Origin of the sequence: Nitrospira sp. MA-1, assembly GCA_032139905.1 — a bacterium.
Classification (GTDB): Bacteria; Nitrospirota; Nitrospiria; order Nitrospirales; family UBA8639; genus Nitrospira_E.
The window spans coordinates 228,663-239,775 of sequence record JAQJDB010000005.1 but is presented as its reverse complement, the minus strand read 5'-3'; the positions used below and the strand labels follow the sequence as shown (position 1 = coordinate 239,775).

At 58.3% G+C, this 11,113-nt stretch carries 5 protein-coding genes; all 5 read right to left on the bottom strand.

Annotated elements, in window-relative coordinates; translation table 11 throughout:
• Positions 1-15: 15 nt before the first annotated feature.
• Complete coding sequence (locus PJI16_05565; GenBank protein MDT3777026.1) at positions 16-6,501, bottom strand: amino acid adenylation domain-containing protein; 6,486 nt, start codon at positions 6,499-6,501, stop codon at positions 16-18.
• 41 nt (positions 6,502-6,542) lie between these two features.
• A complete protein-coding gene (locus PJI16_05560) occupies positions 6,543-7,580 on the bottom strand; it encodes a TauD/TfdA family dioxygenase (protein MDT3777025.1) in 1,038 nt (345 codons plus the stop codon).
• A gap of 106 nt (positions 7,581-7,686) precedes the next feature.
• Positions 7,687-8,439: an alpha/beta fold hydrolase gene (locus PJI16_05555; GenBank protein MDT3777024.1), complete on the bottom strand. Its 753-nt coding sequence runs from the start codon at positions 8,437-8,439 to the stop codon at positions 7,687-7,689.
• Positions 8,433-8,669 carry an MbtH family protein gene (locus PJI16_05550; GenBank protein MDT3777023.1) on the bottom strand — a complete coding sequence of 79 codons (237 nt, stop codon included), beginning with the start codon at positions 8,667-8,669 and terminating at the stop codon, positions 8,433-8,435. The genes PJI16_05555 and PJI16_05550 overlap by 7 nt, the downstream gene beginning before the upstream one ends.
• Positions 8,670-8,727: 58 nt before the next feature.
• Positions 8,728-11,109, bottom strand: coding sequence for a penicillin acylase family protein (locus PJI16_05545; GenBank protein MDT3777022.1), 2,382 nt, complete (start codon positions 11,107-11,109; stop codon positions 8,728-8,730).
• Between the last annotated feature and the right edge of the window lie 4 nt (positions 11,110-11,113).

Sequence of the window (11,113 nt, the reverse complement as noted above, 5' to 3'; positions counted from 1 at the left end):
ATTCAGGTAAATCCCCTATTCGATTTCTTCCAATAAGTTCTGCATGTCGTCCTCCGTCAGCTCCACATCCGAAATTCGAGAGGGATCGGCGGCGTTCGGCAATGATTCTGCCGAAGCCACGCTGCCGACCACCGCCACCGCCCCAGCAGAGGCAATCGTCGGATTGTCGAAGAGCTGCTTCGGGGTCAATTGGATTCCTGTTCGGTGAGCCCGCGATAGGATCTGCAGGCTGTTAATCGAATCACCGCCGAGTTCAAAGAAGTTCTCGTGGCGGCCGACGCGTGCGAGCCCGAGCACCTGGGCCCAGATAGCCGCTAAGGTCTGCTCCGTCTCCGTCTGCGGCGCCTCGTACGCCCCCGTCCGCTGGCTCTCCGCCTCCGGTGCCGGCAACGCCGTCCGGTCCACCTTGCCATTGGGGCTCAACGGCAGTTGCGCGAGCGCGAGAATCACCGCCGGCACCATATACTCCGGCAGCCGGTCGGCCAGCCCCTGCCGCAGGGTCGCCACTTCGACGCCCGCCGCCGGGTCGGTCGTTACATAGGCCACCAGCCGTTTCGACCCCGACGCCTCGGTCCGCGCTACCACGACGGCCTCCCGCACCCCCGGCTGTTGCCGCAAGACTTCTTCGATCTCGCCCAATTCGATCCGGAACCCCCGGATCTTGACCTGATGATCCAGCCGCCCCAGATAGTCGAGGACACCATCCGCCCGGAACCGGACCAGATCGCCCGTGCGATAGAGCCGCTGCCCCGCGACGCCGCAGAAGGGATCGGGCACAAACCGTTCGGCCGTCAGCGCCGGCCGACGATGATAGCCCCGCGCCACCGCCACCCCGCCAATATAGAGTTCACCCGGGACGCCGACCGGGACCGGCTCGCCCTGCGGATCGAGCACATAGATTTGCGTGTTGGCGATCGGGCGCCCAATGGGCACCGCCGTGACCTCGGGACTCGGCGGACAGCTCCAGGCCGTCACGTCGATGGCCGCTTCCGTCGGGCCGTAGAGATTGTGCAGCCGCACGGCCGGCAAGGCCGCCGTCACCTGCGAGGGCACCGCCGCCGGCAGGGCTTCGCCGCTGCAGATGATCTGCCGGAGCGTGGTACAACGCCCCACCCCGGGACTCTCCAGAAACGCCTGCAGCATCGGCGGCACGAAATGCAGTGTGGTCACCCCCGTCTCCACAATCCGAGCGATCAACGCCGCCGGGTCCTTGTGTTCCTCCGGCGCAGCCAAGACCAGTTCGGCGCCCGCCAGAAGGGGCCAGAAGAATTCCCACACGGAGACGTCAAAACTGATCGGCGTTTTCTGCAGCACCCGGTCGGCCGCACTCAAGGGATAGGCCTCCTGCATCCACTGCAGACGGTTACGCAACCCCCCGTGGGTGTTGCCCGCGCCTTTGGGGTGGCCGGTGGAGCCGGAGGTATAGATGGTGTAGGCCAGTTGGGTGTCGAGGAAGCGGCCGGCCGGCGCGATGCTCGGCTGTCTCTCAATGCTCGGCCAATCCCGATCCAGACAGAGAGTAGACCCGGCAAACCCCAACGAAGCCACGAGCGCCTCGTGCGTCAGCAAGCCCGCCACCTGACTGTCGGCCAGCATGAAGGCGAGCCGCTCGGCGGGATAGGTCGGATCGAGCGGCACATAGGCCGCGCCCGCTTGGAGAATACCCAGCAAGCCGACGACCAGGTCGAGCGAACGCTGCATGGCAATCCCCACGAGGCACTCCGGGCCGATGCCTTCCGCCCGAAGGGTCTGGGCCACTTGATTGGCGCGCGCCAGCAGCGTGGCATACGTCAGCGTCCGGGCGCCGTCGCGCACGGCGATCGCCGTCGGGGTCCGCACCGCCTGCCCGGCAATCAACTCCGGCACCGTCTGGGCCATCGGATAGGCCCGAGCCGTCGCGTTCCACTCCCCCACCACCACCGCCCGCTCCGCTGCCTCCATCATCGGCAACGCCGAGAGACGTGCCTGGGGCGCTTCAGCGATGGCAGCCAAAAGGGTGTCAAAATGGCCCGCGATACGGGTGATAACCTCATCACGGAACCACCGCCGCTGATACCAGAATGCAACGATCATGATCTTTCCGGGCACAACGTTCAGCGTCAAAGGATAGTTCGTTTGTCCCTGCAATCGCGGCCGTTCGACGGCAAGTCCAATCGTGCCTTCCTCCAGCGTTCCATCCATCGGATGGTTGTCGAAGACCAGCAGACTCTCGAACAACGATTGACCGCGAGGAACATCGCTCCATCCCTGTACCTGCGCCAACGGGCTCTGTTCATAATCCCGCAGAGCGCTGTTTCGCGCGAGAATCTCCCGCAGCCATTGATGGACGACGGCATCCGGCGACACCGACAGGCGAAGCGGCAGCGTATTGATGAAGAGACCGACGATCGATTCGATTCCCGGGATCTCGGCGGCCCGACCGGAAACCGTCGTGCCAAAAACGATGTCCGTCTCACCGCGGTATCGACTCAACAACAGCGCCCAGGCTCCCTGCACCAGGGTATGTTCTGTGACCTGGCATCGTCGGGCGCATGCGCGAATCGCTTCAATTGTTGACGATGAGATCGCCAGGGTGAATACCCCATCCCCTCCCGCTCCATCGGACTCCTCCGGCTTCCCTTCGTCTCCCAACAGTGTCGGTACGGTAAATCCTTGAAGAGTGGCGCGCCAAAATTCTTCCGAGCCGGCTGAATCCTGTTGCTGAAGCCAGGCCACGTAATGCCGATAGGGAACGGGAAGGTCCTGCTCCGGTTCTTGCCCGGATCGGGACGCGTGATACGAGGTCAAGACTTCTCTCAGCAGAATCGGCAAACACCAACCGTCCATGAGGATATGATGGTGGGTCCAGACCACCTCATATATCTCAGGCGCGACGCGTATCAAAGCCAGGCGCATTAAGGGAGGCTGTTCGAAGTCGAAATCCTGCAGACGGTCTTCCTGGATAAATAATCGCAGGCGCTCCCCCTGCTCCCTGACCGAATATCTCTGCCAATCGAGTTCCAGCCAGGGAAGATCCGCCGAAGGCATGACGATCTGTACCGGTGACGACACATCCCGCCACATGAATCTGGTCCGAAGCACCACGTGCCGGGCCACGAGCCGCTGCCAGGCCTTCCTGAATGCCTGTGCATCCAACTCTCCCCGCAACCGGCAGTGCATCTGTTCGATGTAGACACCGGATCGTGGTGCATACGCGCTATGAAACAACAGTCCCTGCTGTAAAGGACTGAGTGGATAGAAATCTTCCAGATCCGGACAGGCCCGCCGCGCTGCTCCCGCAGTATCGTCATCGACAAAGGTGGACGCATTCCAATTCAGGAGAGACACTTCCCTTGTGGAAAACGATGAGGACGCATGAGCTGCCAGTTCCGCGATGGTTTGATACTGGAAGAGCTGCCGCGGAGTCAGTAATAGACCTTTCTCTCTTGCGCGGGCCACGACCTGTAAACTGAGAATGGAATCTCCGCCGAGCTCGAAAAAATTATCCTCTACTCCGACTCGCTCGACTCCCAAAAGATCGGCCCAGATTCCAGCCAGCGTTTCCTCTCCTGTTGTACCCGGCGCCACATATTCCCGCATGAATTCCTGTTCCGGTACAGGCAACGACTGTCGATCCACTTTTCCGTTGGACGTGCGAGGAATCGCCTCTAGAACGACGAAACATGCCGGAATCATCGCGTCTGGCAACTGTGTCCGTAACGCCGTGCGCCAGGATTTTCTCTGATTGTCGCCTGCCCCGGACGTCACCACATAGGCCGTCAACCGTTTTTGGCCGGGACAATCCTCACGCAAAACCACAACGACATCCCGAATATCGGTGAGTTCGAGAAGACGGGCCTCGATCTCACCCAACTCAATACGCACACCCCGCAATTTCACCTGATGATCGAACCGACCGAGAAATTCCAGACTCCCATCGGCCAGTCGGCATACACGGTCACCCGTTCGATAGAGACGCGCACCCCGCTCTCTTTCGAATGGATCAGGGACAAACACTTCAGCGCTTCGCGCCGGATCCTGCACATACCCTCGCCCAACGGCACTGCCCCCGATACAGAGTTCACCAGGAACACCGATCGGAGTCGGTCCGAGCCACCGATCCACAACATAGAGCCGGACATTCTGAATAGGCCAACCGATGGGCATACAAACTTGCTCACGTGCGGGAGGCCCGGTGATCGGAGCCATGGCCACATCATCGGCACATTCGGCCGGCCCATAGGCGTTCATCAGGGGGATCTGCGGGTATCGCTCAAACCAATCGCGACAAAGTTGCGGTGGGAGCGCTTCACCGGTCGGAAGTATCCAGCGAAGCCTGGGCAAAGAAAACCCCGTGGAACCGGCTGCAGCATCAATCATGCCTTGCAAGAGTCTTGGCACAGTTTCAGCGACCGTCACACCCGATTCATTTAGACAGGCCAACAGTGCTGCCGGGTCATGCGCGATTTCATCAAGGACAATCAGCGTACGGCCACCGACCACCAGTGCCGCAAGAAATTGCCAGACCGAAATATCGAAACACGCCGACGCCGTTTGCGCAACGACCGCCTCGGCATCTAAGCCCAAGACCGCGACTTTGCTCATGAGGTGATTGACCAATCCCCGTTGCGTCACCATCGCGCCTTTCGGCACCCCTGTGGACCCGGACGTATAGATGATGTATGCGAGTTGGTCCGGCGAGGACTCGCGAAGTGGGTTATGTTCGGACACCTTCTCTGCATGTATGGCTTCTATCGTCAGCACAGGAATCTCGCCTGATTGTGCCAGCTTTAACGATGCGTCAAGTAAACTTGGCCGGAACGCCTCTGCCACCAGGACGACCGCCGACCGGCTCAACTCGATGAGGCGACTCCAGCGGTGAGCCGGATGGGTTGGGTCGAGAGGTAGATAGACACCACCCGCTTTGAGAACCCCGAGTATCATCGTCAAGAAGGGAATTCCACGACGGTCAAGTACCGCGACAATCGATTCGACGCCCACGCCTGCCCGCGTGAGAGCATGCGCCACTCGATTAGCGGCGCAATTCAATTCCCGATAGGTCAGCGATTGCCCATCGCAAATAACGGCAATGGCCTCGGGAGAATTCTTGACTTGCGCCTCGAACATATCCGCATATCCATCCACCACAGATGGACAGCATTCGAAATCGCGACTCTCCGCCACTACGTGACGCCATTCCGATGGCGCCATGAACCGCAATTCGTGTACACGCCTCTCGGGACCCTCGACAATCTCTTGAAGCAACCGCACCAAATGGTCCGTCATTCTGAGGATCGTGGATGGCTCAAAGAGGTCCGTGTTGTACTCGAAGGCCCCCTCCAAACCCTTTTCCGTTTCAGCCATGTCGAGCGACAGGTCGAACTTGGCAGAAGCCACATCCACTTCTTGCACCTCGACGGCAAGGCCGGGAAGCCGGATAGCTTGAGACAGCGTTGTCTGGAGAACGAACATGACTTGAAACAGCGGCGGGTGACTCAAGGCTCGCGCAGGCTTCAGGACATCCACCAGTTCTTCGAAGGGAAGGTCTTGGTGGGCTTGGGCACCGATGACCACGTCACGCACCCGTGCCAGCAACCGGGAAAACGGCGGATTTCCAGAAAGATCGGTGCGTAGAACAAGAGTATTTGCGAAAAAACCGATCAAATCCTCGGTCTCTGGTCTGGTCCGGCACGCGACGGGCGTCCCGACGCAGACATCCTCAATACCCGTATACCGGAGCAACAACACTTGAAAGGCCCCCAGCAACGTCATGAATAATGTCACGCCTTCCCGGCGGCTGAGGGCAACTAATTCCTTCGCAACCCCCTCAGGCACCATAAAAACATGCCGGCTTCCGGACGAGGCCTGGATTGCCGTTCGCGGCCGGTCGGTCGGGATTTCCAGGACAGGTAAATCACCATTCAATTGTTGCTTCCAATAGACCACCTGACGTTCCAACACCGCCCCTTGCATCCACTGCCGTTGCCATTCCCCGAAATCGGCATACTGAATCGGCAAGGGGGGCAAGGAAGGGGTCATGCCCGCTATTCTGGCCGCATAGAACGCAGCGAATTCCCTCGCCAGGATTTGAGCAGACCACCCGTCACACACAATATGGTGCAGGGTGACGACCAGGACGTGCTCCTCAGCATGTCTCTCCATCAAACACAAGCGAATCAATGGACCGCGCATGAGATCAAACGGATGTTGTGCCTCCGCGGCGATCGCAGGTTCGATCCTGTCATCGCTCCTGGGAATGGTGACCACTTTGAGATGCACTTCACGCTGTGCCGCGATGATCTGCACGGGATCCCCGTCCGCTGACTCGAACGTCGAGCGCAGTATCTCATGTCGCGTCACGATGTCGTTGAATGAGTCTTCCACCGCCTGGCGATCAAGCACGCCCTTCATCCGCACGGCAATCGCGGTGTTGTAGGACGCACTCTCCGGCTCCAGTTGGGACAGAAACCACAATCGACGCTGCGCAAAGCTCATCGGGAACACATAGTGCTCCGGCTCCACGCTCTCATCTGGCAGCGTCTCGCTTCGGGTAGCTTCCTCGTTCAGCGGCATTCGGGCAACGCTCCTGACGGCTCAGCCATCGCGACCAGGATTTGTCGATTTCCCTTGTAGGGCGTACGCCCATGGGCCGCCAGCATATTGTCCAGCATCAGCACATCCCCTTTCTGCCAGGAGAACTGAACCGCGAGACAACGATAGACATCGCGAATTTCATTCAATACATCAGTCTCGATGGAAGTGCCGTCTCCGTAATAGACATGCCGCGGAAGCTCGTCCTCGCTCACGGCGCACAAAAGTGCCTCGCGCACGTCCGGCTCCAAATTCGAGACGTGGAACAAATGCGCCTGATTAAACCAGACCTCCTCCTGAGTCACGGGATGCACCGCTACCGCCTGCGCGATCTGTCGTGTCCGCAGTTCACCATCCGGCTTCCACTCGAACAGGATCCCGTTCTTCCGGCAGAACTGCTCAACGATGGCACGATCCTCGGTGTTGAACACTTTTTGCCATGGCACATCGAGCCCGTTGCCATAGTTACGCACATACATGACCCCTTTCCGGATAAACCGTTTCCGGATATGCGACGGAATCCGTGTCAACACTTCCCGGCTGTCGGCAATGGGCGTATATCCGCCTTCCTCGGACGGCTGGCCGCAGTAAAACCAGATCTTCATCGGCCATTCCGTGGTATAGGCCTGCTCGTTGTGCAAAGGAATATGTTGATCCGAAGGATATTCCGTCGACGTGTAGACCTGATGATGAACCTGCGAGCGCGGCGTAGAACCGAATTCATAGGCGATCATCGATTGGGTGAAGACCTTCACAAAGGATTCGAAGTCCGACGGCGATTCCACCGGTAATCCTCGAAACAACACGCCCCCATGAATCGACAAAAACTCGTCGGCACCGCAACGCGCAGCTGCTGAAAGTTCGCCCAGATCCCGTCCCTCCTGCGCCGTCATCAACAACGGGAGACGAACTCCGGGGACGAGCGGCCCAGTTGAAAATATCGATGCCGGATCGCCATCCCCACAGGTCTGCGACGGGATGGTACAAGTCGTTTGACCATCATTGTTCATAACTGCACCTCCGGATCATTGTAGATTCCTTCTCACTCCACTAAACCCATCCGAATTGGATCGGCAGCAATGTAAATAAAAATCTGTCGGTCCCGCATATTCCCCGTCACCGTCCATACCGATGCAATGTCCGGGTAACGGATTCCACTACGGCGGCTTGCGCGGTCCGTAAGAAGAAATGCCCGCCCTGGAACAGGCACATCTGAAACGATTCGGACGTATGGGCTCTCCATTTCTCCAGTTCCTCTGTGCCTACACGAGTGTCCTCCAGGCCGCCGAACACCGAAATCGCACAGTGCAAAGGAGGTTCCTCGACATGCACATAGGTGTCGCGGAGCGAAAAATCCGCACGGAGCGCGGGAAGAACAAGTTGCATCATCTCCGGATGTTCCAACACTTCCCGTGGGGTTCCATTGAACCGCCGCATATGATCGAGAAATTCGTCCTCCGGTAGATCGAACAGTGGATCGTTGTCGCGGATCTGCGGCGCTGGACATCCCGAGACAAAGAGATGCACCGGTTCGATGGCATAGCGCCGCCGTATCTCCCGTGCGAGTTCAAATGCAATCAGTCCGCCAATGCTGTGCCCGAATAGGGCAACGGGTCTGTCCAGACTCGGTTCGAGAGCGTCCGTGAGTTCGGCAACCAAACGCCTGAGATTTCCGATGGGTAACTCCTTCATCCGCGCCTCTCGCCCAGGCAGCTGGACAGCACAGAGTTCAATCTCCGGCGAAAGATATTGCGCCCAACCGCGAAACACCGAAGGCCCTCCACCGGCATACGGAAAACACAACAACCGGACTCCCGACGTCGGACGGCAGGTGACAATCCATGGTTGTGATCGTGCAGCGGTTAGCATGAAGAACCCGTTTTTTCAGCTTGTTCGGCCATCCACTTTCGCAAACTCAACGGACGCATATCCGTCCATACCTCCTTGATATAGTCCAAACATTCTTCTTTGAGGCCGGTTTTCCCCACATCCGACCATCCGAGAGGATTATCTCGATAGGACGGCCAGATGGAATATTGCTCCTCATGGTTCATCACTACTTTGTAGACTGTCGTATCTTCCTGTTCGTCGTTTCCCATGAATCCTCCTTATATGGTTAGGGTAAAGTCTCTGACGTCGCGTAAGTTGCTCCGTCCGTTACGTGTGCCCCGGCAAAGGGCTCAATGTAAGTCGATGCGTGACCGGGCCTGCCAACAATGGCGTGGGAATGCCTTTACTCCAGTAGGGCTGCTGATCTCGGTAGTGAGGTGAAAACGGATGCCCCGACTGTCCGCCCGGCATATGAAATATTCCGTCTTCATGATGAGCCGGAGACACCACCATGCGCTGGCTGGCTGTGAGACTTCCGCTAATAACTCGCACACACTGGCTGCATCCGGGCATTTTTTCTTCCGGCATATTTAATACATATCCCAAACCCGGAATTGCATTCCCCAACGGATGCACCATCTCGACCCGATTCATGGTTCCCCAGGTCAATTCACTCAGGGTCACCACATGATATCTGGCCTTCAGATCCTCAATGCTTTGCTCCAGCACATGCAGAAGAAAGTCATGCCAATCCGTGAAGTGCTCCTGATCCGGGAGAAGCTGAGGCACTTGCGCAGTCAGGAGGGCGCGCAAAGGGGTATCCAGATTTCCGTCATAGACAAAACCTTTGTCTTTCTCACGGCATTCTTCCAAAAATGGTGTAAAGACCGAGCGCGCCAACGAGTTCCTAAATTCCGCCAATAGCCCAATTCCAATGCTCCCGGCATCAGCCTTTCCATTCCAGGCATCAAGAACACGATGGGCTTCCCACAGATGAGGTTTCTGCTGAACCTCCGCCTGGTTCAGCAACTCTAACGCCAGGCTCCGGTAGAACTCATAGATCTCCGTCGTCGTATCCAGTTGAATGGAGAACAAGTCCGGCTCACGCGCCGGGACCATGGTGCGCAAGCGCTCAGTAATTCGATACGCTCGATACCCGCCGGCAAATGAATGGCCGATCACATAGGGGTCGTTGCCGTCCACCATGCGTTGATTCGCATTCACCAGAAATCCTGACGGAGGGTTCACAATTCGCGGCAACTGATCCGGTTCGATGAATCCCGACCATCCTGCCTGGCCATCCGCCCATGAAAGGCTGACGGAACCGTCAAATCCATGGCGAATGGGAATCCTGCCTGTATAGGTCCAGGCAATGTGACCATCCCTATCCGCAAGCAGCACATTGTTTGCGGGTCCGGCCGCGCGATTCACCACAGAGATCGCCTCCGCCAAAGAACGGACCCGATCCAGGTGCAGCAACCCCACATCCACTGCATCCGGATCAAGGGCGGTCCAACGAATTGCCACCGGTCGTCCAAGCAAAGGTTCGGACGCCAGGGGCCCCCAGAGCGTTTCCTTCACCTCGACCTGCCGGTCATCTCCATCCTTGACCACAATCGTTTCTCCACGGGTGGTAAAGGAACGCCAGCCTTCCGGAGTCGCATATTCCTGCGCATTACGAGGATTAAGTTCCACCTGTACGAGATCAAGAAAATCTCCTTCTACATTGGTCAAGCCCCACGCGACATACCCGTTCGACCCCGTGATCATCACAGGAATTCCCGGCACGACAATGCCGGCCATCTCGACGTCCTCGTACTGAAGCTGGACGCGATACCAGATATTGGGAACCGCCACGTCAAGATGCATATCGTTGGCGAGAATGGCTCGGCCGTCTGTTGTTCTGGATCCCCCGATTGCCCAGGCGTTCGATCCCACGACGGGTTTATCGGAATTGACAATCGACGCCCGGGATATCCGGCTCAGGTCCAAGGGACGCCGAATCGTGGCCAGAGTCTGCACCGGGATAGGAGACATCGCGGCCTGTGATGTAATGCCTCGCAGCAGCTTATCGGTGTAGGCATCGACGGCAGGAACGAGAAAGGCCAAAACGTCGTCTGGAAGGACGCTGCCCATGACGGTGCGCATGCGTTCATCCTCCTCATATCCGTTCAGCACCTGAAACATTCCCAATACGACCAGCACACTGTCTGCCGGCCGCCAGATCTCCGGACGGTAACCGAGCATCACACATTCGACCGGAAGCCCCTCCATCTGGTCGAGAAATGCATTGACTCCTTCTGCGTAAGCCTCCAAAGCCGATCTCTGCTCTTCGGGCATACGGCTCATGACGGCGTCCGCCACCTGTGTAAACCCGACCGTTCGTTGCTTGATGTCCATATCCACGACCGACTCCCCGAACACCTCGGCCAGCCGTCCGGCACTGCTTCGACGCAATACATCCATTTGAAAGAGGCGGTCCTGCGCCGTCACGAACCCCAGCGCCCGTAGCGCATCCAATCGTGATGCGGCGATGATCGTGGGAATGCCTTGTGGGTCAAACGTCACGGTCACGGGCGCCTGTATTCCTCCTATCTTCACGTCGCCGTCCAAAACCGGGAGGGAGGCGCGCAGCACCAGCACGCTCCATCCACCCGCAGCTGCCACAATGACAACAGTGACAATCGCCACCACACGAAAAGGCGTCATGTCG

What these genes read in the sequence shown, in the direction of transcription:
- PJI16_05555 (MDT3777024.1), bottom strand. Translation starts at nt 8,439, where the DNA reads ATGCTAACCGCTGCACGATCACAACCATGGATTGTCACCTGCCGTCCG.
- PJI16_05560 (MDT3777025.1), bottom strand. Translation starts at nt 7,580, where the DNA reads ATGAACAATGATGGTCAAACGACTTGTACCATCCCGTCGCAGACCTGT.
- PJI16_05550 (MDT3777023.1), bottom strand. Translation starts at nt 8,669, where the DNA reads ATGGGAAACGACGAACAGGAAGATACGACAGTCTACAAAGTAGTGATG.
- PJI16_05545 (MDT3777022.1), bottom strand. Translation starts at nt 11,109, where the DNA reads ATGACGCCTTTTCGTGTGGTGGCGATTGTCACTGTTGTCATTGTGGCA.